The sequence below is a fragment of the Candidatus Pelagibacter sp. uisw_138 genome, assembly GCF_059512485.2.
The window spans coordinates 350,865-377,450 of the sequence record NZ_CM183453.2; the positions used below are offsets into that span (position 1 = coordinate 350,865).

General features: G+C 30.6%; 33 protein-coding genes and 1 riboswitch. Of the genes, 18 read left to right on the top strand and 15 right to left on the bottom strand.

The window, feature by feature from the left end:
- Nucleotide 1: 1 nt before the first annotated feature.
- The 8 genes from sufB to AC5YGC_RS01820 are packed head-to-tail and all read left to right on the top strand — an operon-like array spanning nt 2 to nt 5,967.
- Complete coding sequence (gene sufB / locus AC5YGC_RS01785) at nt 2-1,444, top strand: Fe-S cluster assembly protein SufB (protein ID WP_496139958.1); 1,443 nt, start codon at nt 2-4, stop codon at nt 1,442-1,444.
- The gene (sufC, locus tag AC5YGC_RS01790; protein WP_415290950.1) at nt 1,444-2,178 is read left to right on the top strand and encodes a Fe-S cluster assembly ATPase SufC; all 735 of its coding nucleotides are present in this window, start codon (nt 1,444-1,446) and stop codon (nt 2,176-2,178) included. The genes sufB and sufC overlap by 1 nt, the downstream gene beginning before the upstream one ends.
- A complete protein-coding gene (gene sufD, locus AC5YGC_RS01795) occupies nt 2,179-3,423 on the top strand; it encodes a Fe-S cluster assembly protein SufD (RefSeq protein ID WP_496140302.1) in 1,245 nt (414 codons plus the stop codon).
- A complete protein-coding gene (locus AC5YGC_RS01800) occupies nt 3,420-4,637 on the top strand; it encodes a SufS family cysteine desulfurase (protein ID WP_496139960.1) in 1,218 nt (405 codons plus the stop codon). Before sufD ends, AC5YGC_RS01800 begins: the two co-directional genes overlap by 4 nt.
- Nucleotides 4,637-5,101 (top strand): Fe-S cluster assembly sulfur transfer protein SufU, encoded by a 465-nt coding sequence (gene sufU / locus AC5YGC_RS01805; RefSeq protein ID WP_271492521.1) that lies wholly within the window; start codon nt 4,637-4,639, stop codon nt 5,099-5,101. Before AC5YGC_RS01800 ends, sufU begins: the two co-directional genes overlap by 1 nt.
- Before the next feature lie 8 nt (nt 5,102-5,109).
- Nucleotides 5,110-5,406 carry an iron-sulfur cluster assembly protein gene (locus tag AC5YGC_RS01810; RefSeq protein ID WP_496139961.1) on the top strand — a complete coding sequence of 99 codons (297 nt, stop codon included), beginning with the start codon at nt 5,110-5,112 and terminating at the stop codon, nt 5,404-5,406.
- Nucleotides 5,406-5,738 carry an iron-sulfur cluster assembly accessory protein gene (locus AC5YGC_RS01815; protein WP_496139963.1) on the top strand — a complete coding sequence of 111 codons (333 nt, stop codon included), beginning with the start codon at nt 5,406-5,408 and terminating at the stop codon, nt 5,736-5,738. Before AC5YGC_RS01810 ends, AC5YGC_RS01815 begins: the two co-directional genes overlap by 1 nt.
- Nucleotides 5,739-5,796: 58 nt before the next feature.
- A complete protein-coding gene (locus AC5YGC_RS01820; protein ID WP_169036262.1) occupies nt 5,797-5,967 on the top strand; it encodes a hypothetical protein in 171 nt (56 codons plus the stop codon).
- Between the two features lie 5 nt (nt 5,968-5,972).
- On the opposite strand, the gene glnA is transcribed toward AC5YGC_RS01820, so the two are convergent.
- Complete coding sequence (gene glnA, locus AC5YGC_RS01825) at nt 5,973-7,379, bottom strand: type I glutamate--ammonia ligase (protein ID WP_496139964.1); 1,407 nt, start codon at nt 7,377-7,379, stop codon at nt 5,973-5,975.
- A gap of 146 nt (nt 7,380-7,525) precedes the next feature.
- Between glnA and AC5YGC_RS01830 the strand changes: the two genes are divergently transcribed.
- Together AC5YGC_RS01830 and AC5YGC_RS01835 are read left to right on the top strand one after the other, a co-directional pair.
- On the top strand, nt 7,526-8,005 hold the full coding sequence (locus AC5YGC_RS01830; protein ID WP_496139965.1) for a YbaK/EbsC family protein: 480 nt from the start codon (nt 7,526-7,528) through the stop codon (nt 8,003-8,005).
- Nucleotides 8,002-8,889 (top strand): EamA family transporter, encoded by an 888-nt coding sequence (locus AC5YGC_RS01835; RefSeq protein WP_496139967.1) that lies wholly within the window; start codon nt 8,002-8,004, stop codon nt 8,887-8,889. The genes AC5YGC_RS01830 and AC5YGC_RS01835 overlap by 4 nt, the downstream gene beginning before the upstream one ends.
- Here the strand turns inward: AC5YGC_RS01835 and AC5YGC_RS01840 are convergent.
- From AC5YGC_RS01840 to AC5YGC_RS01850, 3 genes are all read right to left on the bottom strand, one after another.
- Nucleotides 8,882-9,790 carry a homocysteine S-methyltransferase family protein gene (locus tag AC5YGC_RS01840; RefSeq protein ID WP_496139968.1) on the bottom strand — a complete coding sequence of 303 codons (909 nt, stop codon included), beginning with the start codon at nt 9,788-9,790 and terminating at the stop codon, nt 8,882-8,884. The two genes, AC5YGC_RS01835 and AC5YGC_RS01840, sit on opposite strands and share 8 nt — an antisense overlap.
- Before the next feature lie 9 nt (nt 9,791-9,799).
- Nucleotides 9,800-9,863, bottom strand: a riboswitch (SAM riboswitch).
- Nucleotides 9,864-9,953: 90 nt separating this feature from the next.
- On the bottom strand, nt 9,954-10,544 hold the full coding sequence (locus AC5YGC_RS01845) for a putative 2OG-Fe(II) oxygenase (protein ID WP_496139969.1): 591 nt from the start codon (nt 10,542-10,544) through the stop codon (nt 9,954-9,956).
- Between the two features lie 29 nt (nt 10,545-10,573).
- Complete coding sequence (locus AC5YGC_RS01850) at nt 10,574-11,320, bottom strand: TSUP family transporter (RefSeq protein WP_496139970.1); 747 nt, start codon at nt 11,318-11,320, stop codon at nt 10,574-10,576.
- A gap of 18 nt (nt 11,321-11,338) precedes the next feature.
- On the opposite strand from AC5YGC_RS01850, the gene AC5YGC_RS01855 reads away from it, so the two are divergent.
- Nucleotides 11,339-11,839: a molybdenum cofactor synthesis domain-containing protein gene (locus AC5YGC_RS01855; RefSeq protein ID WP_415278677.1), complete on the top strand. Its 501-nt coding sequence runs from the start codon at nt 11,339-11,341 to the stop codon at nt 11,837-11,839.
- On the opposite strand, the gene AC5YGC_RS01860 is transcribed toward AC5YGC_RS01855, so the two are convergent.
- Nucleotides 11,840-12,085, bottom strand: coding sequence for a DUF1244 domain-containing protein (locus tag AC5YGC_RS01860; protein WP_415286775.1), 246 nt, complete (start codon nt 12,083-12,085; stop codon nt 11,840-11,842).
- Between the two features lie 312 nt (nt 12,086-12,397).
- On the opposite strand from AC5YGC_RS01860, the gene adh reads away from it, so the two are divergent.
- The gene (adh, locus tag AC5YGC_RS01865; RefSeq protein ID WP_496140303.1) at nt 12,398-13,948 is read left to right on the top strand and encodes an aldehyde dehydrogenase; all 1,551 of its coding nucleotides are present in this window, start codon (nt 12,398-12,400) and stop codon (nt 13,946-13,948) included.
- Between the two features lie 46 nt (nt 13,949-13,994).
- Nucleotides 13,995-14,342, top strand: a complete 348-nt coding sequence (locus AC5YGC_RS01870; protein ID WP_415286776.1) for a DUF779 domain-containing protein — start codon at nt 13,995-13,997, stop codon at nt 14,340-14,342.
- Here the strand turns inward: AC5YGC_RS01870 and msrQ are convergent.
- Genes msrQ through moaA form a run of 7 tightly spaced genes read right to left on the bottom strand, consistent with a single transcriptional unit; the run spans nt 14,339 to nt 18,555 of the window.
- Nucleotides 14,339-14,908 (bottom strand): protein-methionine-sulfoxide reductase heme-binding subunit MsrQ, encoded by a 570-nt coding sequence (msrQ, locus tag AC5YGC_RS01875; protein WP_496139971.1) that lies wholly within the window; start codon nt 14,906-14,908, stop codon nt 14,339-14,341. The genes AC5YGC_RS01870 and msrQ overlap by 4 nt on opposite strands.
- Nucleotides 14,909-14,932: 24 nt before the next feature.
- Entirely contained in the window at nt 14,933-15,838 is a 906-nt protein-coding gene (gene msrP, locus AC5YGC_RS01880) for a protein-methionine-sulfoxide reductase catalytic subunit MsrP (RefSeq protein WP_496139973.1), read from the bottom strand.
- Nucleotides 15,825-16,277 carry a molybdenum cofactor biosynthesis protein MoaE gene (locus AC5YGC_RS01885; protein ID WP_496139974.1) on the bottom strand — a complete coding sequence of 151 codons (453 nt, stop codon included), beginning with the start codon at nt 16,275-16,277 and terminating at the stop codon, nt 15,825-15,827. Before AC5YGC_RS01885 ends, msrP begins: the two co-directional genes overlap by 14 nt.
- Nucleotides 16,277-16,546, bottom strand: a complete 270-nt coding sequence (locus AC5YGC_RS01890) for a molybdopterin biosynthesis protein MoeD (RefSeq protein ID WP_496139975.1) — start codon at nt 16,544-16,546, stop codon at nt 16,277-16,279. The genes AC5YGC_RS01885 and AC5YGC_RS01890 overlap by 1 nt, the downstream gene beginning before the upstream one ends.
- Complete coding sequence (locus AC5YGC_RS01895; protein ID WP_496139976.1) at nt 16,543-17,010, bottom strand: thioesterase family protein; 468 nt, start codon at nt 17,008-17,010, stop codon at nt 16,543-16,545. Before AC5YGC_RS01895 ends, AC5YGC_RS01890 begins: the two co-directional genes overlap by 4 nt.
- A gap of 6 nt (nt 17,011-17,016) precedes the next feature.
- Nucleotides 17,017-17,562, bottom strand: coding sequence for a cyclic pyranopterin monophosphate synthase MoaC (gene moaC, locus AC5YGC_RS01900; RefSeq protein WP_496139977.1), 546 nt, complete (start codon nt 17,560-17,562; stop codon nt 17,017-17,019).
- The gene (moaA, locus tag AC5YGC_RS01905; RefSeq protein ID WP_496139978.1) at nt 17,563-18,555 is read right to left on the bottom strand and encodes a GTP 3',8-cyclase MoaA; all 993 of its coding nucleotides are present in this window, start codon (nt 18,553-18,555) and stop codon (nt 17,563-17,565) included. It lies immediately after the preceding gene.
- 35 nt (nt 18,556-18,590) lie between these two features.
- Here moaA and AC5YGC_RS01910 point away from each other — a divergent pair, with 35 nt between their 5' ends.
- A complete protein-coding gene (locus AC5YGC_RS01910; RefSeq protein ID WP_496139979.1) occupies nt 18,591-19,424 on the top strand; it encodes a phytanoyl-CoA dioxygenase family protein in 834 nt (277 codons plus the stop codon).
- A gap of 35 nt (nt 19,425-19,459) precedes the next feature.
- Here the strand turns inward: AC5YGC_RS01910 and AC5YGC_RS01915 are convergent, their stop codons facing one another.
- Nucleotides 19,460-19,786: a GYD domain-containing protein gene (locus AC5YGC_RS01915; RefSeq protein ID WP_496139980.1), complete on the bottom strand. Its 327-nt coding sequence runs from the start codon at nt 19,784-19,786 to the stop codon at nt 19,460-19,462.
- Between the two features lie 92 nt (nt 19,787-19,878).
- Here AC5YGC_RS01915 and AC5YGC_RS01920 point away from each other — a divergent pair, with 92 nt between their 5' ends.
- Entirely contained in the window at nt 19,879-21,321 is a 1,443-nt protein-coding gene (locus AC5YGC_RS01920) for an aldehyde dehydrogenase family protein (RefSeq protein WP_496139981.1), read from the top strand.
- On the opposite strand, the gene AC5YGC_RS01925 is transcribed toward AC5YGC_RS01920, so the two are convergent.
- Together AC5YGC_RS01925 and AC5YGC_RS01930 are read right to left on the bottom strand one after the other, a co-directional pair.
- Nucleotides 21,322-22,497, bottom strand: coding sequence for an enolase C-terminal domain-like protein (locus AC5YGC_RS01925; protein WP_496139982.1), 1,176 nt, complete (start codon nt 22,495-22,497; stop codon nt 21,322-21,324).
- Entirely contained in the window at nt 22,490-23,485 is a 996-nt protein-coding gene (locus AC5YGC_RS01930) for a 4-hydroxythreonine-4-phosphate dehydrogenase PdxA (RefSeq protein WP_496139983.1), read from the bottom strand. Before AC5YGC_RS01930 ends, AC5YGC_RS01925 begins: the two co-directional genes overlap by 8 nt.
- Before the next feature lie 96 nt (nt 23,486-23,581).
- On the opposite strand from AC5YGC_RS01930, the gene AC5YGC_RS01935 reads away from it, so the two are divergent.
- Genes AC5YGC_RS01935 through AC5YGC_RS01945 form a run of 3 tightly spaced genes read left to right on the top strand, consistent with a single transcriptional unit; the run spans nt 23,582 to nt 26,574 of the window.
- A complete protein-coding gene (locus AC5YGC_RS01935; RefSeq protein WP_496139984.1) occupies nt 23,582-24,553 on the top strand; it encodes a tripartite tricarboxylate transporter substrate-binding protein in 972 nt (323 codons plus the stop codon).
- A gap of 22 nt (nt 24,554-24,575) precedes the next feature.
- Entirely contained in the window at nt 24,576-25,085 is a 510-nt protein-coding gene (locus AC5YGC_RS01940) for a tripartite tricarboxylate transporter TctB family protein (protein WP_496139985.1), read from the top strand.
- A 1-nt stretch (nt 25,086) separates the two neighbouring features.
- Complete coding sequence (locus AC5YGC_RS01945; RefSeq protein WP_496139986.1) at nt 25,087-26,574, top strand: tripartite tricarboxylate transporter permease; 1,488 nt, start codon at nt 25,087-25,089, stop codon at nt 26,572-26,574.
- Nucleotides 26,575-26,586 lie beyond the last annotated feature (12 nt).

Below are 26,586 nucleotides of genomic sequence, written 5' to 3' on the forward strand. Positions count from 1 at the left end.
AATGGACGCAAGAGAAAAGGAAATAGAAAAATTAAAAGACTATAAATATGGTTTTTCAACAGATATTGAAAACACTCGAGCTCCTAAAGGTTTAAATGAAGAGGTAATTAAGTTTATCTCGAATATTAAAAAAGAACCACAATGGATGCTTGATTGGAGACTAAAAGCATTTGAAAGACTAAAACAATTAAAAGAACCAAATTGGCAAAAACCTAAATATCCTAAAATAGATTATCAAGATCTTTATTATTATTCAGCACCAAAAAGTATGGACGATAAGCCAAAAAGTTTAGACGAATTAGATCCAAAATTACTAGAGACTTACAGCAAACTTGGAATACCCCTGCAAGAACAAGCAAGACTTAATGGAATTGCAGTTGATGCTGTATTTGATTCTGTTTCTGTTGCAACAACATTCAAGGGTGAGTTAAATAAAAAAGGAATTATTTTTTGTTCTATGTCAGAAGCAATACGAGAACATCCTGAATTAATAAAAAAATACTTAGGTTCTGTAATTCCAATATCAGATCATTATTTTGCAACACTTAACTCAGCAGTCTTTACTGATGGATCATTTGTTTATATTCCAGAAGGTGTAAGATGTCCGATGGAACTCTCTACTTATTTTAGAATTAATGCTACAGAAACAGGTCAATTTGAAAGAACTTTGATCATTGCTGATAAAGGAAGTTATGTGAGTTATTTAGAAGGATGTACTGCACCAATGAGAGATGAAAATCAATTACATGCAGCGAATGTAGAGTTAGTTGCGCTTGATGATGCTGAAATAAAATACTCAACTGTACAAAATTGGTATCCTGGTGACAAAGATGGGAAAGGTGGGATTTATAATTTTGTAACTAAAAGAGGTTTGTGTAAGGGAAAAAATTCAAAAATATCTTGGACACAAGTTGAAACAGGGTCAGCAATTACATGGAAGTATCCAAGCTGCATATTGATGGGCGATAATTCTGTTGGAGAGTTTTATTCAATAGCAATAACAAATAATCATCAAAAAGCAGATACAGGTACTAAAATGATTCATTTGGGTAAAAATACAAAAAGCAAAATAATATCAAAAGGTATTTCAGCTGGTTTTGCAGATAATACCTATAGAGGGTTAGTAGATATTGCAAAAAATGCTGACAATGCCAGGAATTTTACTCAATGCGATTCTCTTTTGATGGGTAACAAGTGTGGAGCACATACAGTTCCATACATAAAGAATAAAAATTCTAGCTCAAATATTGAACATGAAGCAACTACATCAAAGATTAGTGATGAACAATTGTTTTATTGTAACCAAAGAGGTTTAAATCAAGAAGAGGCTGTTAGTTTAATTGTTAATGGTTTTTGCAAAGAGGTTCTACAACAATTACCAATGGAATTTGCTGTTGAAGCTCAAAAATTAGTAGGAATTAGTTTAGAAGGGAGTGTTGGTTAATGTTAACAATTAAAGATCTTAAAGCAAATATTGATAATAAAGAAATTTTAAAAGGGTTAAATTTAGAAATTAAACCAGGAGAAGTACACGCAATTATGGGTCCTAATGGATCTGGAAAAAGCACTCTATCAAATGTTCTTTCAGGAAAAAAAGGCTACACTGTAACTGGCGAAGTAAAATATTTTAATGAAAATCTTTTAGGTTTAGAGGTTGAAGAAAGAGCTCATAAAGGAATATTTTTAGCATTCCAATATCCATTGGAAATACCAGGAGTTAATACCAATATATTCTTAAAAACATCTCTAAATGCAATCAAAAAAGCTAAAGGTGAAAAAGAATTAGATGCTATTGAATTCTTAAAATTAGTTAAGCAAAAAGCAGGCGAATTAAAATTTGATGAAAAAATATTAAGTAGACAATTAAATGTAGGTTTTTCTGGTGGAGAAAAGAAAAAAAATGAAATACTTCAAATGTCTATATTAAATCCTAAGCTCTCTATTCTAGACGAAACAGATTCTGGACTTGATATCGATGCTTTAAAAATAGTATCTGAAGGTGTTAATGCATTAAGAAGTAAAGAAAGTTCTTTTTTAATTATTACTCATTATCAAAGATTATTAGAATATATAAAACCAGATTTTGTACATGTTTTAATTAATGGACAAATAGTTAAATCGGGTGGGTCAGAACTTGCATTAGAACTTGAAAACAAAGGATACGAAAGTTTAAGTTAGATTATGGAACAACTAAAAGTAGATTTTAATAAAGTCATAGAAAGTTTAAAACTTTCAGAGAAAAGTATAAATTCTAGAAAAGAAAACCTTAATCAATTTGTAGAGAATGGTTTTCCAAATAAAAGAGTGGAAGATTGGAAATTTTCAGATTTGAATCAGATAATTTCTTCTAATATTGAAAATTTACGCTTCCATACTGACTTTGAAACAAGTGAGATTGATGAAGCTATCTTTATTGATAAATTTGCACACAATAAGATAATTTTTCTTAATGGAGTAATTTCAAAAGTTGATTTTAGCTCTGAAGATGACACTAAAGTTTTGATAACAAGAGATTTAAACCAAAATGAAAATTCTAAAGAAGTTAATTCATTGGTTTCATTGAACAATGCTTTCATTGCAAGTTATATCAGAGTAACGGTTAAAGAGAACTATTCAATGAATGAGCCATTAATTATATACAATATTACAACCAAAGAACTTAAATCAACAGCGCTCAATTTGAAAACAGACATTGTTCTCGAAAAAAATAGTAGTTTGAAAATAATAGATTTGTTTGATGATAGTTCTGAAAATAATTTTATAAATATAGCTCAAAATTTTGATATTGCACAAGATGCTATTCTTAAAAATTATAAGATTGATCATAAAAAAAATTCTAATATTAAATACTCTTATAATAATATTAATTTAGAAAAAAATAGTATTTCAGAAAACTTTATTTTTTCGACTGGGTCTAAATTTATAAAAAATGAAATTAATTGTAATTTAAATGATGAGTACAGCTCAGCATTTATTAATGGAATAATAAATTTAACAAACTCACAACATCATGAAATCAAAACTAATATTAATCATCTAGCTGAAAATACAAAAAGCTATCAATTAATTAAAAGTGTTTTAAATGAAAATGCAAAAGGTATTTATCAAGGTAAAATTTATGTAGACTCAAAAGCCCAAAAAACAAATGGGTATCAACTTAGTAAAGCTCTATTATTAAGTGAGAATACTGAATTTGATGGAAAACCAGAACTTGAGATCTATGCTGATGATGTAAAATGTTCTCATGGAGCAACATCTGGAAATTTAGATGAAGATGCAATATTTTACTTGATGTCTCGTGGTTTGAGTAACCAGCAATCAAAAGAATTATTAATTAAAGGATTTTTACTTGATGCAGTAGAAAAAATTACAGATATAGAAATTAAAGATCTAATTAAAAATATGATAGGAATCACAGAATGAGTATATCAGACATAAAAAAAGAATTTCCAATATTTAGCAACAAGATTCATAATAATGATCTTGTTTATCTTGATAGTGCTAACTCATCTCAAAAACCACAATCAGTAATTGATAGAGTAAACGAATTTTATACTAATGAATTTTCAAATATAGGCAGAAGTGTTCATTACTTAGCTGTGGCAGCAACTAATCTTTATGAAAATACACGATCTTCTGTTCAAAAATATATTAATGCTAAAGATAAAAATGAAATTGTATTTACTAAAGGTGCCACTGAAGCAATTAACCTTGTGGCTAATACTTTTGGCCAAAAGTATTTAGAACATGGAGACGAAATTCTTATAACTGAACTTGAACATCATTCCAATTATGTGCCATGGCACTTTTTAAGACAATCAAAAGGGATTAAGATTGAATTTGCAGAAATTAATGATGATGGTGAAATTACCCTCGAAAGTATTGAGAAAAAAATAAATTCAAAAACAAAATTAATTGCTATTACTCATTTATCTAATGTGACAGGAGCTGTTTTGCCAGTTAAAGAAATAACAGAATTAGCTCACTCAAAAGGTATCGCAGTTTTAGTTGATGGTTGTCAGGGTGCACCACATTTAAAGTTAGATATGCAAGATATTGACTGTGATTTTTATGCTATTTCATGTCATAAAATGTATGGACCAACTGGTCTTGGAGTACTTTATGCAAAAAAAAAATGGTTAGAACAATTACCTCCTTATCAAGGTGGTGGTGGTATGATTAATGACGTTAAAAAAGACAGTATTACTTATGGTGATTTACCAAACAAGTATGAAGCAGGAACAATGGCAACAGCACAAGTTATTGCCTTTGATCAATCTATAAAGTTTCTAGAAAAAGTTGGAATAGAAAGTATGATCAAACATGAACAAGAATTAATTGAATATGGACAAGAAATCTTAAAAAGAAACAATTCTGTTAAATTAATAGGTAATCCTAAAAATAGAGCTGCAGTTTTATCTTTTACAATTGAAGGCGTACATCCACACGACATAGCCACCATATTAGATGAAGATGGTGTTGCTATAAGAGCTGGACACCATTGCTGTCAAATTTTACATGATAAATTAGGAATTTCAGCAAGTGCACGTGCTTCTTTAGGTGTTTATAATACAAAAGAAGATCTAGACCAACTTAATAGCTCAATAAATAACTGTAAAAAAATTTTTAATTTATAATGAATATTAAAGAACTTTATCAAGAAATTATTTTAGAACATGGAAAAAATCCACGCAATCTAAGAAAGACAGAAAATTTTAACAAAGATGCAAAAGGTAATAACCCTTTATGTGGTGATAATGTTCATATATTTCTAAAATTGGATGAAGACAAAAAAGTACAAGATGTTTCATTTGAGGGAAGTGGCTGTGCAATTTCAATGGCATCAGCATCAATCATGACTGATTTAATGAAGGGAAAAGAAGAAGCTCAAGTCAAAGAAATTGTAAATGATTTTTTGGGTATGATTAAAGAAAACCCTGAATTAAAATCAAAAAATTTACAGGAAGATGAAAAAACTAAGTTAATGTGCTTATCTGGAGTAAAACAATATCCAATGAGAGTAAAATGTGCAACATTATCATGGCACACTTTAATTTCTGCAATTGACAAAACTCAAGAAGAAATCAATACTGAAAACTAGATAAAATTATGGATTTAAGAGAACAAGTTATAGCTGAAATTAGAAAAATTTATGATCCTGAGATACCGGTTAATATTTATGAATTAGGTTTAATTTATGATGTTAAGGTAAAAGAGGATAAAGCTAAAATTATAATGACTTTAACTTCACCCAATTGTCCTGTCGCAGAAAGTTTACCTCAGGAGGTTAAAGATAGCGCAATGCAAGTAGAAGGCATTGAAGAAGTTGATCTAGATTTAGTTTTTGAACCACCTTGGGAAAAATCAATGATGTCAGAATCTGCTAAATTGGAGTTAAATTTATAATGAACTCTATAATTAAATTAAGTGACAATGCTGCAAGTCGTATTAAAGAAATTATGTCTGGTGTTGAATCAAATTCAATTGGTGTTAGAGTTGCTGTTAAGTCTGGTGGTTGTGCTGGCATGTCTTATGTAATGGAATATGCTAAAGAAGTTAATCCTACAGATGAGATTATCGAAGATAAGGGTGTAAAAGTATTTGTGGATGCTGCAGCTGTTATGTATTTACTGGGCACTGAAATGGACTATAAAAAAGAAGAATTTTCATCCTCATTTGTATTCAATAACCCCAATGAATCCGAGCGTTGTGGCTGTGGTGAATCCTTTAAAGTCTAATATAACAAATACGCATATCAGTATTGCAATTTACGCATATCTAAGGTAATAAACTGATATGAACAAATTTGAATTTAAAAATCTTGTTAAATCATTAGAAAAGTCATTAAAAGAGAGAACATTTTTTAAGACTCTTCGAACAGAAGTAAACACCGGTGCTAACGGTACACAGGACTATGTTGTTAAAAAAGGAATTAACAAAGATAAAATAGCAACCACTAGACAGTAATTATCTTAGCTACTGTAATACATCTCAAACTCAACAGGATGAGGTGCATGTTCAAATCTATGTATCTCTTCAAATTTTAATGCAATGTAAGCATCAATTTGATCATCTGTAAATACACCACCTTCAGTTAAAAAATCTCTATCCTTATCTAAACTTTCCATAGCTTCTCTTAGGGAGCCACAAACAGTTGGGATATTTCTAACCTCTTCAGGAGGTAAGTCATAAAGATCTTTATCAAAAGATTCACCTGGATGAATTTTATTTTTAATACCATCTAAGCCAGCCATAAGCATAGCAGCAAAAGTTAAGTAAGGGTTTCCTGATGCATCAGGAAATCTTATCTCACATCTAGCACCATTTTTATTTAAACTAATCGGTATTCTACAAGATGCAGATCTATTTCTTGCAGAGTAAGCTAACAGTACAGGTGCTTCAAATCCTGGAATTAATCTTTTGTAGCTATTTGTTGTAGAGTTTGAAAAAGCATTAATAGCTTTTGCATGTTTTAAAATACCACCAATATAATGTAATGCTGTTTCTGATAATCCAGCATAAGCTTCACCAGAGAAAACAGGTTTATCATTTTTCCAAATTGATTGATGAATATGCATTCCAGAACCATTATCACCAGCAACGGGCTTCGGCATAAATGTTGCTGTTTTCCCAAATGAATGAGAAACCATTTGAACTACATATTTATAAAGTTGAACATTATCTGCTGTTTCAACTAAAGTTCCAAAAACCATACCTAGCTCATGTTGACTTGGAGCAACTTCATGGTGATGTTTTTCAACTTTAACACCCACTTCTTTTAAACTTTTTAAATATTCACCTCTCATATCTTGTTCACTATCAACTGGAGGTACTGGAAAATATCCACCTTTAACTGGAGGTCTATGACCCATATTTCCATTAGCATATATGGTTCCAGAATTATAAGGACCTTCTTTACTATCTATCTTAAAACCTGTGTTGTTAGGATCGTTATTAATTCTAACGTCATCAAATACAAAAAATTCTGGCTCAGGACCAAAAAAAGCTTTATCACCAACACCAGATTTCTTTAAGTATTCTTCAGCTTTTTTAGCCGTTCCTCTGGGGTCTCTTTCATAAGGAGATCTTTTAACTGCATCTAGAATATCACAAAAAAGAATTAATGTGTTGTGTGAAGTAAAGGGGTCCATAACAAGTCTTGAAGTATCTGGTTTTAAAATCATATCTGACTCGTTGATAGCCTTCCACCCAGCTATGGATGAACCGTCAAAAAATACACCTTCATTAAGCATTTCTTCGTCAACAATTGTATGGTCCATAGTTAAATGTTGAAGTTTTCCTCTAGGGTCAGTAAATCTTAAATCAATAAATTCAACTTCTTTATCTTTAATAAATTTTAATACATTACTAGCAGTCATAGTTTCTCCCTTTTTAAATTTTGTAGCACATTATTAACAAATCTTTTTAAAACAATATTGCTTGATTAATAAATATCACCTATGCGTTTTTTACATATGAATTACAACATTATTTGCTAAATTAGCAATCAATTGTTAGTTGAAATATGAGCTTATTAGACAAAGAACCAGTTAAAAGAGCGGAAAAATTTATTAAAGGTTTTGACCAATCTTTGGAAGTTATCGTACTTGAGAATTCAGCCAGAACAGCAAAAGATGCAGCAATAGCTTTAGGTTGTGATGTGGGTGCAATTGTTAAGAGCTTATTATTTAAAACTGGGGATAATTTTACCTTGTGTTTAGTAGCAGGTGACAAGAGATGCTCATTAAATAAATTAAAAAAAATTAAGAATATAAAAGATATCTTTATGGCTTCTCCAGAAGAAGTTAAAACTCAAACTGGCTATACGATTGGTGGTGTTTCACCAGTAGGTCATTTAAATAAGCTAGAAATTTTTATAGATAAATCTTTAGAAAGGTTTAATGAACTGTTTGCTGCAGCTGGACATCCAAACTGCGTTTTTAAGATTAATTTTAAAAATATTCAAAAAATTACAAATGGAAAAGTTGAAGATATAATTGAATGAGACAGCCTAAATTAATTGACTATACTTTATTAGTAATTTTATCTTTAATATGGGCTTCAGCTTTTTTTAATATAAAAATTGCAACAGAATCCTTTGGTCCAATTACAATTGCTTTCTTAAGAGTTTTTTTTGGATCAATTCCAGTACTATTATTATGTTTTTATAAAAAAATTAAAATAGAAGCTTTTTCAAAAGATTGGTATTGGTTTGCTATAATTGGATTTGTAAATTTAGTGCTGCCATTTTTTTTAATTGCCTACGGTATAAAATCGGTTCAAAGTAATTTAGCAGCAATATTAATGTCAACCACACCATTAAGCTCAACTGTATTAGGGCATTTTTTTACCGAAAATGAAAAATTTAATTTTATTAAAACATTTGGAATATTGATAGGATTTTCAGGAATTATCTATTTATTCTCTGACAATTTTTTAATTAATGATAATAATTTTTTCTCTGCATTAATGATTTTACTTGGATCAACTTGTTATGTCATAGGTGGAGTTTTAACTCTTAAAATTAGTAATAAAAAAAATGAGAATGTAACAGGCTCAATATTAATTTGGGCTATAATAATTTTGATACCCTTAGTTTCTTTTATAGAAAAACCCTGGCATACAATTCCATCAATTGAATCGAGTATTTCAGTTGTTTATCTTGGTTTTGTATCAACAGGTTTAGCATGGTTGCTTAGATTTAGAATTTTGAAAAATAATGGGTTGATATTTCAATCACAAGTTTCTTACTTAATACCTATTTTTGGGATTATCTTAAGTTATATATTTTTAGATGAAATAATTACTGATAAAGTTTTAGTTTCATTGTTAGCGGTATTAGTGGGACTTTATTTTGTAAAAAAAGCAGGAAATAAAAAAACTACTTAAGTTTAGCCATTTCTTTAATATGCGAAGGTCTAGTTTCACAGCAACCACCCAGAATTGTTGCACCAGCTTCTTTAAATTTTTTTGCTATTAAAGCCATCTTTTCTGGTATCAGATCTTCTCTATGACCCAAAAATTCATTTGGGTTTCCTGATTTACTTTTATTAAAAGTATTTGTGTAACCTGACGTAGGTTTTGTTGTAATAAATCCATTGAGTTTAAAACCAAAGGGAACACCTAAACTTTTTATTTCGTTAAGATTTTTTTCATAATTTTCTGGTGATACACAAGAAAGTATTATCCCAAGTAAATTTTTGTGATCTATAGTTGTGATAATTTTAGAAATATTTTCACCACTTGGCAATTTCACACCCTCTGAGATATGAGCTCCAATAAGATAAGGTTTATCAAAGCTTTCTATGGCTTCGATCGCTAATTTAAACTCTCGTACACTGCTTAATACGTCAAAATAAAAAAAATCTATAAAAGGATTAAGCAATTTTGCTTGATCGTAGAAATTTTCTTTAATTTCACTATCAGATCTTGTGTCTGCCTCATAAGTTAAATATTGAGGAGGTAATCCACCAGCAACTAAAACATGAGGGTTTAAATCTTTTGCTTTTTTAGCTATTTCACCAGCTTTAGTATTTAAATACTCAAATTTATCTTCAACACCATTATCCCTTAATCTCATTCTTCTTGTAGTAAATGTTGTTGTTACAATAATTTCAGCACCAGAATTTATAAAATCTAAATGTGTATCAAGCAAAAGCTGATGATATTTTTCCTGCAATAATGCATTAGCACTCCAGAGAGTACCATTTGCTTCTACACCTCTAGCTAATAACTCTTGACCCATTCCCCCATCTAGAACTCTTGTTTCTTTGAAAAAATTTATATCCATCTTTGCTCCTTACTTTTTTAGTGCTTTAGCTTTATGCCAGGTGCACAATATAGTCCAACTACCTTTACCAATTTATTTTATGATTTCCTTTTTAGCAGTTAGTACCTGCAATATGGATCAAATCGGTTATCCTTATTATATAACTAATAAACTGATTAGTAAATCACTTCTTGAATAATATTTTAACATTAAAAGAGAAAGATCTTCTCTCGCCATCAACATTAAAAGGATAAGCAGTGTGCATCAAATAATTTGGAAAAATCAATAGATCCCCTAGTTTTGGGTTTAAATTATAGATACTTTTACTCAAAAAGTTAGTTTGCCCATTAATAAAATCAATAGTTCCATTAGTTTTAAACTTTTTATTTTTAACAAATTTATTTTGATTCATATCTTTTGGGATTTTAAGATAGCCAACTCCTGATAATTGTCCTTCATGATAATGAATAGGATTATATTCATTTTTTAATTGTCTAACTACCCATAGATTAATTATTTTAATTTCTTTAATTTTTTTTACATCAGACTTATTAAGATAAATTTTGATATTTTTTATTAACTCTTTAGATAAACTTTTATTAACTATTGTTTTGGGTATCTTGATTTCATTCTGAATTTGACTTGCCAGTTTAGAGCTATAATCGTTTTTTTTTGATAATTGAGACTTATCAATATGAGCATTTAAAAGGGTAATAATTTTTTTGGATAACTTACCTTTTCCTATAGTTGGACCAAAAGCTCTGAATATTTTCATGTTCTTGTTATAATAATTTAATACCTGCGTTATGCAAACAACTTCAGTCCCATTCGAATAGCGACAAATATGACAAGTGCTGATGTTACCAGAGCCAATATTCTTGCAGGAAAAATTTTAAGATTCAAATAGTTTCCTAATTGACCACCCAATAAAACGAATAAAAATAATGGCCAATAATCAAAAATTCCATTGATTGTTGATGCTTTTGTAAATTGACCAGCAAGTCCCGATAAAGAATTAATTAGTATGAACAATGATGCGGCTGTTGTAATGTTTTTTGCTTTGTCCACTCTAATCAATAACAATATAGGGCTTAAAAAAATACCACCACCAATTCCAACTACACCAGACACAAATCCAATAGATGCACCAATTAATAGGGATAACATTTTTGGTATCTTTTTATAAACTTCAATTTTTTGATCAAAAGACTGAAATTTTATGAGAAGTAGAGCTCCCGCTAATGTTAAGACAGTAAAAAGTAAAATTTCAAAAACCTCTTTATCTATCGATAAAGATCCACCTATGAATGCAAGTGGAACAGATGATATTAGGTACGGGGTAAGTATCTTAACATTGATATTCCCAGCTTTAATATAATTAATACAATTTCCTGATACGACAATAATATTACAAAAGAGCGCAATTACAGGAAAGATCAAGTAAGGAACATTCCAAATTAGCAGAAGAGCTAGATAGGTAGAGCCACCCCCAAATCCAACGCTTGAATATAAAGTTGCTGTTAGAAGAAATAAAAATGATAATATAATCATAATAATTATTTTAAATTTATGATTGTAAATATAGCACTTTTAACAGTTACAGACACTAGAACTTTTGAGAATGATAAGTCAGGTGCGATCTTAGTAAAAAAAATAGAGGAGGCTAAACATAAATTAATAGATAGAAAAATTTGCAAAGATAACAAAGAAGACATTATTATAATCCTTAAAGATTGGATTAATCAATCTAAAATAGATGTTGTAATTACAACTGGTGGAACAGGACTTACGGGTCGAGATATTACACCGGAGGCAGTGAATGAGATTGCTGATAAGCATATCCCAGGTTTTGGAGAAGTTTTTAGAACAATTAGTTTAAAGACAGTTGGCACTTCTGCTATTCAATCTAGAGCTTGTGCTGTGCTAGCTAATGGTAAGTATGTGTTTGCTCTACCAGGATCTTCAGGTGGTGTTACTGATGCTTGGGATGGAATTTTAAAACATCAGTTAGATATAAATCACAAACCTTGTAATTTTGTAGAACTATTTCCAAGACTTAAGGAAAAATAATTATTTTTGATATTTTTCTTTCCACTCTGGATAAGGCATTCCATAGACATGTTCTCGTGCATCTAAATCTGAAATTTCAATACCTTTTTTGTCTGCTTCTTCGCGATACCATTTTGATAAACAGTTTCTACAAAAACCAGCAAGGTTCATGATATCTATATTTTGAACATCTTTTCTTTCATCTAAATGCTTAAGAAGCCTTTCGAAAGTAGCAGATTGCAATTCTTTTTTTGTATTTTCATTCATAGTCAAATTATTAGACACATTTTAATTAAGCACAAGATGTAGACTATATTCAATCTTAAGTAGAAAATTAATAATATAATTAATGGATATTAATATCAATTTTTGTTTAGTTAAGGAATGGCTATTATAAAGAAAAAAACAGCCAAAAAATCTAAACGTAAGGCCAAAAAAAAAATTAAGAAAAACTTGGTCAAACGATCACCTAAAAATATTAAAAAAGTAAAAAATAAAAAAGGTGTGACTAAAAAGAAGTTACTTAAGCCAATAAAAAAAAATAAGCTTAAGAATATTAATAAGAGAGAGAGGATAAAAATGAGTACAGAAGCAGTAAAAAGTGGACGATCTCCAATGTTAGATACGTCTCACTTAAAAGTTAAATTTCCATTTAAAGAACAATATGGAAATTTTATAGGTGGTAAATTCGTTAAACCAAAATCAGGAAAATATTTTGATAACGTAAGCCCAATCAATAATGAAGTTATATGTTCCGTTCCAAGATCTGATGCACAAGATGTTGAGGCAGCACTTGATGCGGCACACGCAGCTTTTCCTACTTGGGGTGTTACATCAATAACGGAAAGATCAAATATTTTACTTAAAATAGCTGATGTTATTGAAAAAAATCTAGAACTATTAGCAACTGCTGAATGTTTAGATAATGGAAAGCCCATTAGAGAATGTATGGCAGCTGACTTACCATTAGTTGTTGACCATTGGAGATATTTTGCTGGAGTTATTAGAGCAGAAGAGGGGTCAGTTTCAGAGATAAGCAATAGTGAATATTCTTATCACATCCCTGAACCACTTGGTGTAGTTGCACAAATTATACCTTGGAACTTCCCATTATTAATGGCAACATGGAAACTTGCACCAGCTTTAGCTGCAGGAAATTGTGTAATCTTAAAACCAGCTGAACAAACACCAGCATCTATCTTACTTTTAATGGAATTAATTGGAGACCTGTTACCTCCTGGAGTTCTTAATGTTGTAAGTGGATTTGGTTTGGAAGCAGGAAAACCTTTAGCTTCATCTAAAAGAATTAGAAAGATTGCTTTTACAGGTGAGACTACAACTGGACGTTTGATCATGCAGTACGCGGCGCAAAACTTAATTCCAATAACTTTAGAATTAGGTGGAAAATCTCCAAATGTTTTCTTTGAAGATGTCATGGATCAAGATGATGACTTCTTTGATAAATGTCTTGAAGGTTTCACAATGTTTGCTCTCAATCAGGGTGAAGTTTGTACTTGTCCTAGTAGAGTATTAGTTCAAGAATCTATCTATGATAAATTTATGGAAAGAGCAATTGCTAGAACAAAAGCCATCGTTCAAGATAACCCTTTAAAAATGGAAACCATGATTGGTGCTCAAGTATCATTGGAGCAAATGGAAAAAATAAAATCTTACTTAGATTTAGGTAAGAAAGAGGGAGCTAAAGTTCTATGTGGAGGTGAAGTTGCCAACTTAAACAGTGGTTTGGAAAAAGGAAATTATATCCAACCTACTATTTTTGAAGGTGATAACTCTATGAGAATATTCCAAGAAGAAATTTTTGGTCCTGTTGTATCAGTTACTAAATTTAAAGATGAAGCTCATGCATTAGAAATTGCTAATGATACTCTTTATGGTTTGGGTGCTGGTGTTTGGACTAGAAATGGGAATGTTGCTTATAGAATGGGAAGGGGTATCCAGGCAGGAAGAGTTTGGACAAACTGTTACCATGCTTATCCAGCTCATGCTGCTTTTGGAGGTTATAAACAATCTGGAATCGGTAGAGAAACTCATAAAATGATGCTTAATCATTATAGACAAGTGAAGAACTTACACGTGTCTTATAGTGAGAAAAAATTAGGTTTCTTTTAACAGATATATTATTCTGGCCCGTAAAATATACGGGCCATATAAAACTATGAAAGTATCAGCAACAAATTTAGCATTAGAATTAATTGAAGATTTAAAGAAAGATCATGGTGAAGAGCTTTTATTTCATCAATCAGGTGGTTGTTGTGATGGCAGTGCTCCAATGTGTTATCCTGTTAAAGAATTTTTAATAAGTGATGACGATGTATTGGTTGGAAAAATTGGAGGTATCCCTTTCTACATAAGTGAAACTCAGCACACAGCCTGGAAAAATACAGATTTAATCATTGATTGTATTAAAGGAATGGGTGGAATGTTCTCTCTAGATAATGGTACTGGAAGGAGATTTCTAACAAGGTCAGAAATTTGCGTGCCTGAAAAAAGTCAACCTAATTAATTAAATTTCATTCTAATTCTTAGCGTAAGTAAAATTACTATAATAATAAGATAAATTAAAGGCTCTGCCGTAACTACTTTGACTAACCACAAGTAGTGAGTAATTCCTAATAAAGAAATTATATAAATAAGTTTGTGTAGTTTTTTCCATTTATCTCTTAACAACCTTATCATTCGTTTAGATGAAGTAAGAGCAAGCGGCACTAATAAAAGCCAAGCTAAAAATCCAGCAAATATAAATTTTTTTTTAACAATATCATCACTAATACTAGACCAATCAAAGCGATAATCTATTCCCACATATGTCATCATATGTGCTGATGCATAAAAAAAGACAAACAAGCCAAACATTCTTCTATAGCTAATCCAAAAATTTAATTTAGTAAATTTTTGTAGAGGAGTCATTGCAAGAGTTATTATAATAAAACGAAGAGTCCAATTACCAGTTACATGTGTAATTTCTTTTACAGGTTCAGGACCTAACTGGTTAAAGATAATTTGATAAAAAATAATTAATATTGGCAGTAAAGATAAAAAGAAAATTGATACTTTTATATATTTATGCATATTTTATAAAAAAAGTTTAATTACTTAAAAGTTTTTCTTTAAATCCATACCTGAATATAAATTTGCAACTTCATCACCGTACCCATTAAACATTTCAGTTTCAACTCTAGGAGATAAAATACCCTCACCTATGACACGTTCTGTTGCTTGTGACCATCTTGGATGTGAAACATTTGGGTTAACATTTGAGTAAAACCCATATTCTCTTGGTGACGATCTCATCCAAGATGAGGTAGGCATTTTTTTAACTAATTTTATTTTAACAATTGCTTTTGCACTTTTAAAACCATATTTCCAAGGAACAAAAATTCTTAATGGAGCTCCATTCTGATTGGGCAATGCCTTTCCATAAAGGCCAGTAACAACTGTTGTTATAGGATGCATAGCCTCATCAATTCTTAATCCTTCTCTGTAAGGCCAATTTAAAACTGGATATCTCTGGCCTTTCATCTGTTCAGGGTCATAAACACTTTCAAATTCGACAAATTTAGCAGTATTTTTAATAGATACCTTACTAAGTAATTTACTTAGAGAAAATCCCATCCAAGGAATAACCATGGACCAACCCTCAACACATCTAAGTTTATAAATTCTTTCTTCAGAAGGAAATAAAGAAATTATTTCATCAGCTGAAAGTGTAATTGGATTGTCTACTTCACCTTCAATAGTAACATTCCAAGGTTTAGTAACAAATTCTTGTGAATTTTTGAAAGGATCACCTTTTCCAGTTCCAAACTCATAATAGTTGTTATAAGTCGTGATATCCTCATATGATGTTAGTTCATTTTTATTTTGTGAATAAGCATTGTTTAAAAATAGTATGCTACTTAAGGACATTGAACCTACACCTAAGCCAATAGATTTAATAAACTTTCTTCTTTTATTGTATATTTGTTCAGGTGTTATTTCTGAATATTTATATTTTTTCATATTTAATAGGATTACCTTTTAACCACTCGCTTTGTTCATTTTTATAGTGTTCTTTTTTCCATATAGGTGATCTTTTTTTAATTTCTTCGATAATATATCTAGATAGTGTGTAGGCTTCATCTCTATGCTTGCAGGCAACTGCAATAATAATACTAGTTTCGCCAAGTACCACATAACCTTTAATATGTTCAATAAATACAGCTTTATCTAAAATTTTTAGCTTTTCAGTGCTTTCTTTATAGATCTCCTCAAAACTTTTTAATACCAGTTCATCATGACTGTCATAAGTCATTCCAACAACTTCTTTATTTTCATTAATATTTCTAACTGTTCCGTTAAAAATAATTGATGCACCATATGAGGAAGACTTTATAAAAGTTTCTGCAACAGAAGTTTTTATTCTATCTTCTTTAATATCTATAATCTTTGTATGTAGCATCAACCACCACCTATTGGAGGTATTATTCCAATTTTTTGATCTTTTATAATCATAAAGTCATCACTAACAATATTATTATCTTCTGAGCAAAAAGAAGAGTTTTTTACAATTTTAATAAAATTTTCATTGTCCTTAAAGTTTTTATCTAAATAATTAATTATTTCTTTCCTAAAATCTTTGATTTCAATCTTTTGTTTAATGTCAAATTCTAAAAAATCATTATTACTAAAGTCTCTACTTGCGCCAAAAAGTTCAAGTTTAATTTTCATTTTTTAATTTTAGATGAAAATTTTAAATCTTCATTATTAAAATTATCTTTATTTTGTTCAATAAAATGATCCATTATTTCTATCTTCTCATTTTCAAATTCTGTAACCTTTCTAGTTTCTAGGTTAATGTATAAGGAAAGCCACTCTATAGAGGCAGAAATTTTTTTTGTTTTTTTTTCAATCATTTCAAGTTTTAAATGTAGTCTTTTTTTATCATGATCAAAAAAGGTAAGCATGATATCCACTTCATCTTCTTGTTTTATTTCACTAATATATTTGGTATTGGTTTCAACTACCATTGTGCTTCTCTTTTCATTTTTAGCTGAGTCGGCGCCCATTTTAAATTTTTCAAGCATTATCTCAAGCGCTTGATCAAATATTAAAATATAATAAGCCATATTGAGATGATTATTATAATCAACCCATTCTTTAATTATCTTTTGTGATTTTAGATAAACAGACACAATAAACTAAAAGATATCTTTTAAAAATCCTGGTAAGCCATCAGGATTAATCCATAAACCGCTTTTTCCACCTTCTTTAATCAATAGCTTAACATTATCAATTCTAAGATGTGGATTTACAATTTTACTTAGATCGTAAATAGTTATTAGTGCAGTATTAACACCCATAATAGCTTCCATTTCTACACCAGTTTTTGCAACAGCAGAGACAACACAAAAAACTTCTAAGGAAGCATCCTCTTCATGCATGATAATTTTAGTTGCTGTATGATCTATTGGAAGTGGGTGGCATAGTGGTATCAATTCACTAGTTTTTTTAACACCCAAGACTGCTGATACCTCAGCTAAAGTGATAGGATCACCTTTAGGCATTTCTTTATTTTTAATTAGGTTAAAAACTTCTTTCCCTACATAAATTTTACCAGAAGCTAATGCTCTTCTAAATGTTTCTTTTTTTGAGGAAACGTCAATCATGTTAAATGAGTTTTTTTCAAAAATTTCCTTAGCCCAATCTTTTAATTTTTCTTCATTTATCACTTTTAAGTTTTCCATTTATCCTCCAGTACTTGATAAATTTGGAGTAATTCCAGTATCTCCAAGCTCTAAATAATGTGACTCTTTTTTAAGGTGTAATTGTTTTATGATAAGATCCACAAGTTCATCTTTTTGAGCATCGTCTTGCAATAAATGTCTAATACTAATTCCAGTATTACCAAATAAACATAATCTTAAATCACCTCTTGAGGTAACTCTCAATCTGTTACATGTTTGACAAAAATCTTTAGTGTAAGGAGCGATTAATCCAAATTTCCCCTTAAATTCTGGATGTATAAAATTTAATGAAGGGCCTGCATCTTTCCCATAGGTTTGAGGGATCCAGTTATTTTTTTCTAAAAAATCTTTAAATATTTTAGAAGAAACATGATTTTTCTTAAAATACTCTAAATTATCTCCTGTTTGCATTAATTCTATAAATCTAAAATCAATATTGTTATCTTTTATGAAATTTCCAAATTTTTTAAATTCATCATGGGTATCATTAATACCTTTAAGTAAAACGGCATTAATTTTTATATTTTTGAAATTTAATTTTTGTAAAGTCCTTATGCCTTCTAAAATTTCATCAAGTCTATCATGACCTGTTAGTTTTTTAAAAGTTTCTCTATTTAAGCTATCTATACTAATATTTATTCCATCTAAACCAGCTTCACATAATTGTTCTGCAATTTTGTCCAAACGATAACCGTTAGTCGTCATTGTTACTTTGGGAATATTTGAATTTTGCTTCATATCTTTAAGGATATCAAAAAAGTCTTTTCTAACCGTTGGTTCTCCACCAGTTAATCTAATTTTACAAACACCCAATTCAGACAATGCTTTTGTTAATCTTGATATTTCTTGAGCAGACATAAAACTTCTCGTGTCTCCAGGTGTCTTTTTATATCCTTGGGGCAAACAATAGGTACAACTGTAATTACATACATCTGTAATTGATAATCTTATGTAAGGGAATTTTCTTCCAAAAGTATCACTTAATGTTTTCATCTTATTTTTATTACATTATATTATAATAATAATATATGAGCAAAATTATTACCAAAGTAGAAATAGATCTATTTAAAAAAGATGGTGCGGTCTTAATTAAAGGCAAATTTGATAACGCATGGATTGAAAAGTTAAAAAATGGAATTAAAAAAGGCAAAGAAAGTCCCAGTCCAAGATTTGTAAATCATACAAAAGATCAAAAACTACCTGGATATTATGAGGATTTTTGGACTTGGAATTTACATAAGGAATTTAAAGATTTTGTATTTAATTCACCAACACCCAAAATTGCAGCAGAACTTTTAGAAGCCCAAAAAATTAATTTAGTGATGGATAATTGGTTTTTTAGGGAAGCAGGGTCGAAGTCATCACCACCTTTTCATCATGATATATCATATTTCGATTTTGAAGGATCTATGTGTGTATTGTGGATACCGCTTGAGTCAGTTAAAAAAGAAGATGGTATTGCTTGGGTTAAAGGTTCACATTTATGGGATAAGCTATTTTTAAGAACAAGATTTAATGATGGCCATGAAGTTGATGGCAAGGTTGGAGTTGTTAATGGAAAAAAATATGAATTAACTCCTAACATATTAGAAAATAAAGATGATTATGAATTTTTACAATGGGATCTGGAAGTTGGTGACTGTATTTATTTTGATATTAGAACACTACACGGAGGATTAAATACTGTTACACCTAAAAAAGATGTTCATAGATACACATTAAGAATGGCAAAAGAAAACTCTAAAATTATTTATAGAGGAAATTGGGCTAGAGAAGAAAGAGCTATTATGGAAAATAATGGTTATAAAAATGGTGATGATTTATCTGGTAAAATGTTTCCAACTTTATTCGAAACTAGCTAACTTCCAGCTTTTGAACTGGAAGTTGACATAAATAATTAACCAGCAGGTTTGTAGCCAGCCATAGCCTTAGCGGCAAGCTCAGCTGCTTTGCTCATATCCATCTCTTCAAGAATAACCATATTTTCTACTGTTCCACTAGCTTCAACAGCTAATTTTATACCAGCAAAATTTTCATAAGGCATGTCTCCTGAAGTGACTGCAACGAAATCATAAGGACCTCTCGTAATATAAAAAGATTCAAAAGTTCCACCTACTGCTTCAGTTAACGCTTTTACAGCAGTTGATCTATCTTGCTTAGGGTTCTTCATAAAACCTTGGAAGGCCTTTGCTGTATAATTACCCATTACAATATATTTTTTCATAAGTTTCTCCTTTATTAATTTGTAAGATTTAATCATATTTGTTAAAGATTTAAATAATTATTTTTTAGAATCAACTCAAGGTTTAGCAAATTATGTACGAAAAATTTGGACAATTTATCGATGGCAATTGGTCACCCTCTTCTAGTAAGGAAACTTATGAAGTTATCAATCCAGCTACAGAAGAAGTTTTAGGTCATGCATCGAAAGCTACACCTGCAGATGTTGATAAAGCATTAAAATCTGCTGAAAAAGGATTAAAAGTTTGGAAAAAAATAACACCATGGGAAAGATCTTATATTCTTAGACGTATAGCAGATAAGCTTCGAGAGAAAAAAGATGTACTAGCTAAATGGATGGTTTTAGAAAATGGAAAACCTTTAGCAGAAGGTGCTGGTGAAACAAATGGAGCAGCAGATATTTTTGAATGGAATGCTGAAGAGACAAAAAGAATTTTTGGTCAAACTATTGAAAGTAGATTTGAAGACACAAGAGTACATGTTTATTATCAACCAGTTGGAGTTGTAGCAGCGTTATCACCTTGGAACTTTCCACTTATTTTAGCAGCTAGAAAGATATCAACTGCACTTGCTGCAGGTTGTTCGGTAATTATCAAGCCTGACACAATTACACCTGGTGTAGTGATGGAGTTAGTTGATATTTGTAGAGAATGTGGGGTTCCACCAGGAGCTGTTAATCTTTTATCAGGTGATCCACCAAGTATAGCTTCTCAATTAATTCAATCAGATATAGTTAAAAAAATTTCGATTACTGGATCTTTAAGGGTTGGAAAACTAATTTTAAAACAAGCTGCTGATAAAGTTCAAAGAGTAACAATGGAATTAAGTGGTCATTCTCCTTTTATAGTTTTTGATGATGCTAATGTTAAAAAAGCAACCGATATGGCTATTGCTGCAAAATTTAGAAATAATGGACAAGTTTGTATTTCTCCTAATAGATTTTACATTCATGAATCAAAAAAAGAAGAATTCATAAATTTATTTATAGAAAAAACAAAAAAGTTAAAAATTGGAAATGGAATGGATCCAGATACTCAATTAGGTCCATTAACAACTCAAAAAAGATTAAATGAAGTTGAGGAATTAGTTGAAAAAACTAAACAAGAAGGTGCTAAAGTTTTATTAGGTGGAAAAAGACCAGCGGGCTTTAATAAAGGTTTTTATTATGAGCCAACAGTTTTTGATGATGTAAAAGATGATTATACCATTATGAAACAAGAACCATTTGGACCATTAGTTCCAATACTATCATTTAAATCTTTTGATGAAGTTATTGAAAGAGCCAATGATAATGATCTTGGTTTATGTAGTTATGTTTGTACTAATTCTATGGAAACAGCACACCTTGCATCAGAAAAATTAGAAACAGGATCTGTAGCAGTTAATACTGGAGCGGTTGCAATTGCTGAAGCCCCATTTGGTGGAATTAAACAAAGTGGATACGGTAGAGAAGGTGGGTCAATGGCTATAAAAGATTACCTTAATGTTAAATATACTCACATGGGCATTAAAGGTTAATTATTCTATTATTGTAAAGTCTGATTTATATTTATCAGTAAGTGTCAGACCCAATCCAGGTAAGTCATCTTTTAAATCTATAAAACCATTTATTGGAGTGGGATCTCCCTCAAAGATATAATAAAATAACTCATTACCAATTTCTACATCATGTACTGGGAAGTATTCTGAAATAGGGCAATTTACATTTGCCATTGTTAAATGATAATTATGCATTTGGCCTGCATGCGGAACAACAGGAACCTGATATGCTTCAGCTAACGCATTAATTTTTTGAGCAGCAGTTATACCACCAACTCTATTAGTGTCGTATTGGATATAACTTATTGCTTTTAAATCTAATAATTGTTTAAAACCAAATAAGGTAAACTCATGCTCGCCACCGGAAATAGGTATCATGTTCATATTATTAAGTTCTGCATACCCGTGAATATCATCGGCTATTACAGGCTCTTCTAACCATCTTGGATTAAACTTCATTAATTTAGGCATCATTCTTTTAGAATAGTCTAAATTCCAACCCATATAACATTCAAGCATTAGATCCGCATCTTCTCCTATAACCTCTCTTACAGCTTCAACTAATTGAATATTATTTTTCATTCCCTCAGGTCCATCTTGTGGTCCCCACCCAAATCTCATTTTATACATATTGAAACCTTGACTTTTATAAAGTTCAGCTTCTTTTTGAAGTTCATTTAGTGGCTGACTGTAAAGTTTAGATGCATAAACAGGAATTTTCTCTTTTGTTCTTCCACCCAATAATTTGAAAACAGGTTTTTTTGTTATTTTTCCAATAATATCCCAAATAGCAATATCAATTGCTGAAATCGCCGTCATACCAACGCCTTTTCTTCCCCAAGCTAAAGTTCTTCTATACATTTTTTCCCAAATGTAAGCATAATCAAAAGGGTCTTCACCAATGACCAATGGCTTTAAATATACATCGATAGTTTTTTTTGTAACTTGAGGCGCCAAAGCTGCGTTACCAATTCCGATAACCCCATCATCTGTCTCAATCTCGCAAACCAACCATTCATGAAATCTAAAAGAGCCCATTGCATCTGATTTTTCATAAAGTACATCAGAAGCATTTGTACAAAAGTTTTTTTGAGGAGGAACAGTTTTACCTTTCCATTGATAAACAGTAGTTTTGATACTTTTAATTTTAGTCATTAGATTTATTTTCAGCCATTGTTAATGCAATTTTAAAAGAATTTAAAGTAGGTTCTAAATTAGCCTCATTTTTTCCAGCAATATCAAAGGCAGTTCCATGTGCTGGAGTTGTTATTGGAACTGGCAAGCCACCTTGAACAGTAACACCCCTATCAAAGCCAAATGCTTTTAAACCAGATTGTAGTGCATCATGATACATACCAACAATACAGTCATGTTTTTTATTTTTAAAAGCAGTAATAAAAGACGTGTCACATGGTAGTGGACCATCAGCATTAATACCCAAACTTTTAGCTAGTTCAATAGCTGGAATGATTTCATCTTTTTCTTCTGTTCCAAATTCTGCATGGGGGTTAAGAGCTTGAACGGCAACTCTAGGGTTTTTCACACCATTAAGTATCATCGCTTCATTAATCAATTTAATGGGCTTAATAATTTTTTCTTTTTTTATATGTGAAGGAACTTCGCTAATGGGTATGTGAGAAGTAACCCGAGCAGTCCAAAAATTGTCCACAACATTAAATTCACAAAAAAAATTTTTTACTTCTAATTTTTCAGCCATTAAATGAAGTTCATCAGAAAACTTATTACCTCCCAGTTTTAAACTTGTTTTATTAAAGGGACCAAAGTTAATTGCATCAATTTTATTTTCTTTTGCTAAATCTAATGCTAAATTTAAAGCGTCCAAAACACTCTCACCTGATTCTTTTGAGCATTCAGATAATTTATAGTTATGATTTTTACCATTAGAAATATCTAGGAAAAATTTATCTCCACTTTCAAAATTAATTTGATCAAAGTTTTCTACAACTTTTAAATTTTGTGATTTTCCTGAAATTTTATTTCCTTCATCAAGAATATTTTTTTCACCAATCACTACAATATTAGCTTTACCGGTAATTTTTTCTGTTAATAATTTTGAAATTAGTTCAGGCCCTATACCCGATGGGTCACCTAGTAGTAAAGCAATTTTTTTTTTATGTTTCATTATTATTTATTGTACTTAATTATTTTTTACAGTAGCTTTTTACTTGTGTGATATTTATATTACAAATATTAAATAATAACAAACGAGAGGGAAATAATGAAAAAAACATTTAAAGCTTTTTTAGTTACTGCTTTTGTAGTAGCTGAATTTTTTGTGATTGCATTACCTTTAGTAACTACGTCTGCGAAAGCAGATGGTGCTATTCAAGCAATTACGCACGCAGGTTTTGGTGGTGGTACTGATGTAACTACTAGAATGATGCTTTTAAGAGCAAGAAGAGTTCTTAAGCAAGATATGCAATTAGTTAACAAAAAAGGTGGTGGTGGAGCTGTATCCATGGATTACATGATGAGCTTACCTGCTGATGGTCAACACACTTTAACTTGGACTACTGGTCATGCCGTTTCTATGGCACTAGGTAAAACAAAAGTTAAATTAAGTGATATGCAACCTTTAGCAAGAGGAACTGATGATCCTCAATTATTTGTTGTTAATTGTAAAGCTGACATTAAAGACGCTAAAAAATTCATTAGTGTTCAAAAATCAAAGTCACTTAAGTATGGAACAACTCATACAGGTGGAATTGATGATGTAAGTGCAATTGCTTTTACAAAAAAAGGTGGATTAAAAGATCCTACTATCGTTGCATACAAAGGTGTTGCGCCAATTAAAACAAACTTAATCAAAGGAGATATTGATGTGGGTGTTTTAAATTTAGGTGAAGCATTAACAGAGATTAATGAAGGAACATTGTGTGTTTCTGTGGTTCTTGCAAACGAAAGAATGGCTAAAATTGGAGATTCTCCAACAGCTAAAGAATTGGGAATACCGGTTTCTTTATCTACTGTGAGAGGATTTGTAACCAAAAAAGGTGCTCCTGCAGCAAGAGTTAAAGAGCTTGAAGCTGGAATGATGAAAGCTATGGGACATAACTATTACAAAAATTTCTTAACTGAAATTGGTCTTGATGACACTAGTGTAGTTGGTGCTGATGAGTGGGGTAAGCAAATGGAAGAAATGCTTAAAGAAATGACTGCTCAGTTAAAAGCTTTAGGTTACCTTAAGTAATTAAAAACGGTACATTTTTTATATGAATAATGTACTAAAGAAAAAAAGGGCAAACAAAAGTAGTTTGCCCTTTTTTTTTAAAAGTTCTTTTAAAGTATCTTTTATAATAATATTAATTTCATTAATTTTATTAATAACAACATTCTCATTTGATGCAGTTCCACCAATTTTAAATAGAGGTATTCAGCCTGCTACATTTCCTAAAGCATTATTGATTTTAATAATTTTTTTAACTTCAGTTGTTTTTTATTTATCAATTAAAACACCCTGGAAAAAAGAGAGTAAATTACCCAAGTCATTTTTTATAACACTGATAGCTTTTGTTTTATTTTTAGTAATTGCAAAAACATTAGATTTTTTCTTAGCTATTTCAGTTTTTTCAGCTTTAGTTTCTTATTATTGGGGAGAAAAAAGAATAATTTATCTTTTAATTGTTAGTATATTATTTCCAGTAATTGTATTTATATTTTTTGAAACATTTTTAGGTTTAAGATTTCCACCAGGAATAATCACTAATATTTATTATAATTAATATGGAAAATTTATCTTATATGTTAGCTCCTCTATTTAGTTCTAAGCTATTAATAGTTTTATTTTTTGGAACTTTATTTGGATTAATTTTGGGTGTGTTACCGGGACTGGGTCCGACAACTGGTGGCGCATTAATTTTACCTTTTACAATGACACTCGATCCACTTTCAGCAATTGTACTTTTGACAGCAATTTATTGTGCCGGAACATATGGTGGGGCAATTACAGCAATATTGATTAATACACCTGGAACACCAGCCGCCGCCGCAACATGTCTTGATGGATATCCATTAGCACAAAAAGGAGAGGCTGGAAGAGCTTTAGGTATGGCAACCGTTTCGAGCACAATCGGTGGAATTTTTAGTGTTATAATTCTAGTCTTTTTTGCACCTTTATTAGCAAAACTTGCTTATGAATTTGGTCAACCAGAGTATTTTGCTTTAGCAATATTTGGCTTAACCATGCTTGCATCAATTGGGGAAGGTAGCCCAGTTAAAAATTTGATTGCAGCAGCATTTGGTATTTTGATTTCAACAGTTGGAAAAGATTTCATGACCTCAATAGACAGATTTACTTACGGTATAAATGAATTATCAGAAGGAATAGGTTTTATTCCTGTAGTGGTTGGATTATTTGCAATTAGTGAAATGTTAACCCAATCAACAATGTTAGACCAAGTATTTAAAAGAGTTGCATTAAAAGCAGTAAAATTACCTTCTTTAAAAGATTACAAGCTAACATGGAAAACAATTCTCAGATCTTCAGGTATAGGTTCATTCATTGGTGTATTACCAGCTGAGGGAGGAACAGTTGCTTCTTTAATTGGATATTCAGAAGCTAAGCGTTGGTCAAAAAATCCAGAAGAATTTGGCAAAGGATCTATAGAAGGAATTGCCGGAGCAGAGGCTGCAAATAATGCTGCAACAGGAGGAGCGATGGTACCAACATTAGCATTAGGAATTCCTGGAAGTGCAACTACTGCTGTAATTTTAACTGGTTTAATAATTCATGGAGTGAGACCAGGGCCAGATTTATTCAGAGAACAACCAGAATTTTTATATGGAATTTTTGGATCAATGTTGATTGCAAATATATTGTTTTTTATTTTTGGCTTTTTTGGAGCAAAACTTTTTGCAAGAATTACTTTGGTGCCTAACAAGATTTTGTGGCCAATGATTTTCGCACTTTCAGTTTGTGGGACTTATTCTTTAAGTCAATCTACTACAGATGTTTGGATAATGTTATTTTTTGGTGTTATAGGTTTTTTTATGAGAAGATATGGTTTTTCTGTAGTGCCAGTTATTATAGGATTGATTTTAGGTGAGCTAGTTGAAGGAACGTTAAGACAATCATTAGTAATATTTGATGGTAATTGGTTAATGTTTTTAACAAGACCGATAGCGTTAACATTTTTTATTTTAGCAATAATAGCTTTACTTTTTCCACTATTTAAGAAAAAAACTAAAATAATTAAATTAAAAAAAAATTAAAATAGAAGGTCA

Excerpts from the sequence above, each read along its gene's own strand:
- sufB (WP_496139958.1), top strand. The coding sequence starts at position 2 with ATGGACGCAAGAGAAAAGGAAATAGAAAAATTAAAAGACTATAAATAT.
- sufC (WP_415290950.1), top strand. The coding sequence starts at position 1,444 with ATGTTAACAATTAAAGATCTTAAAGCAAATATTGATAATAAAGAAATT.
- AC5YGC_RS01800 (WP_496139960.1), top strand. The coding sequence starts at position 3,420 with ATGAGTATATCAGACATAAAAAAAGAATTTCCAATATTTAGCAACAAG.
- sufU (WP_271492521.1), top strand. The coding sequence starts at position 4,637 with ATGAATATTAAAGAACTTTATCAAGAAATTATTTTAGAACATGGAAAA.
- AC5YGC_RS01810 (WP_496139961.1), top strand. The coding sequence starts at position 5,110 with ATGGATTTAAGAGAACAAGTTATAGCTGAAATTAGAAAAATTTATGAT.
- AC5YGC_RS01815 (WP_496139963.1), top strand. The coding sequence starts at position 5,406 with ATGAACTCTATAATTAAATTAAGTGACAATGCTGCAAGTCGTATTAAA.
- AC5YGC_RS01820 (WP_169036262.1), top strand. The coding sequence starts at position 5,797 with ATGAACAAATTTGAATTTAAAAATCTTGTTAAATCATTAGAAAAGTCA.
- glnA (WP_496139964.1), bottom strand. The coding sequence starts at position 7,379 with ATGACTGCTAGTAATGTATTAAAATTTATTAAAGATAAAGAAGTTGAA.
- AC5YGC_RS01830 (WP_496139965.1), top strand. The coding sequence starts at position 7,526 with ATGAGCTTATTAGACAAAGAACCAGTTAAAAGAGCGGAAAAATTTATT.
- AC5YGC_RS01835 (WP_496139967.1), top strand. The coding sequence starts at position 8,002 with ATGAGACAGCCTAAATTAATTGACTATACTTTATTAGTAATTTTATCT.
- AC5YGC_RS01840 (WP_496139968.1), bottom strand. The coding sequence starts at position 9,790 with ATGGATATAAATTTTTTCAAAGAAACAAGAGTTCTAGATGGGGGAATG.
- AC5YGC_RS01845 (WP_496139969.1), bottom strand. The coding sequence starts at position 10,544 with ATGAAAATATTCAGAGCTTTTGGTCCAACTATAGGAAAAGGTAAGTTA.
- AC5YGC_RS01850 (WP_496139970.1), bottom strand. The coding sequence starts at position 11,320 with ATGATTATATTATCATTTTTATTTCTTCTAACAGCAACTTTATATTCA.
- AC5YGC_RS01855 (WP_415278677.1), top strand. The coding sequence starts at position 11,339 with ATGATTGTAAATATAGCACTTTTAACAGTTACAGACACTAGAACTTTT.
- AC5YGC_RS01860 (WP_415286775.1), bottom strand. The coding sequence starts at position 12,085 with ATGAATGAAAATACAAAAAAAGAATTGCAATCTGCTACTTTCGAAAGG.
- adh (WP_496140303.1), top strand. The coding sequence starts at position 12,398 with ATGAGTACAGAAGCAGTAAAAAGTGGACGATCTCCAATGTTAGATACG.
- AC5YGC_RS01870 (WP_415286776.1), top strand. The coding sequence starts at position 13,995 with ATGAAAGTATCAGCAACAAATTTAGCATTAGAATTAATTGAAGATTTA.
- msrQ (WP_496139971.1), bottom strand. The coding sequence starts at position 14,908 with ATGCATAAATATATAAAAGTATCAATTTTCTTTTTATCTTTACTGCCA.
- msrP (WP_496139973.1), bottom strand. The coding sequence starts at position 15,838 with ATGAAAAAATATAAATATTCAGAAATAACACCTGAACAAATATACAAT.
- AC5YGC_RS01885 (WP_496139974.1), bottom strand. The coding sequence starts at position 16,277 with ATGCTACATACAAAGATTATAGATATTAAAGAAGATAGAATAAAAACT.
- AC5YGC_RS01890 (WP_496139975.1), bottom strand. The coding sequence starts at position 16,546 with ATGAAAATTAAACTTGAACTTTTTGGCGCAAGTAGAGACTTTAGTAAT.
- moaC (WP_496139977.1), bottom strand. The coding sequence starts at position 17,562 with ATGGAAAACTTAAAAGTGATAAATGAAGAAAAATTAAAAGATTGGGCT.
- moaA (WP_496139978.1), bottom strand. The coding sequence starts at position 18,555 with ATGAAAACATTAAGTGATACTTTTGGAAGAAAATTCCCTTACATAAGA.
- AC5YGC_RS01910 (WP_496139979.1), top strand. The coding sequence starts at position 18,591 with ATGAGCAAAATTATTACCAAAGTAGAAATAGATCTATTTAAAAAAGAT.
- AC5YGC_RS01915 (WP_496139980.1), bottom strand. The coding sequence starts at position 19,786 with ATGAAAAAATATATTGTAATGGGTAATTATACAGCAAAGGCCTTCCAA.
- AC5YGC_RS01920 (WP_496139981.1), top strand. The coding sequence starts at position 19,879 with ATGTACGAAAAATTTGGACAATTTATCGATGGCAATTGGTCACCCTCT.
- AC5YGC_RS01925 (WP_496139982.1), bottom strand. The coding sequence starts at position 22,497 with ATGACTAAAATTAAAAGTATCAAAACTACTGTTTATCAATGGAAAGGT.
- AC5YGC_RS01930 (WP_496139983.1), bottom strand. The coding sequence starts at position 23,485 with ATGAAACATAAAAAAAAAATTGCTTTACTACTAGGTGACCCATCGGGT.
- AC5YGC_RS01935 (WP_496139984.1), top strand. The coding sequence starts at position 23,582 with ATGAAAAAAACATTTAAAGCTTTTTTAGTTACTGCTTTTGTAGTAGCT.
- AC5YGC_RS01940 (WP_496139985.1), top strand. The coding sequence starts at position 24,576 with ATGAATAATGTACTAAAGAAAAAAAGGGCAAACAAAAGTAGTTTGCCC.
- AC5YGC_RS01945 (WP_496139986.1), top strand. The coding sequence starts at position 25,087 with ATGGAAAATTTATCTTATATGTTAGCTCCTCTATTTAGTTCTAAGCTA.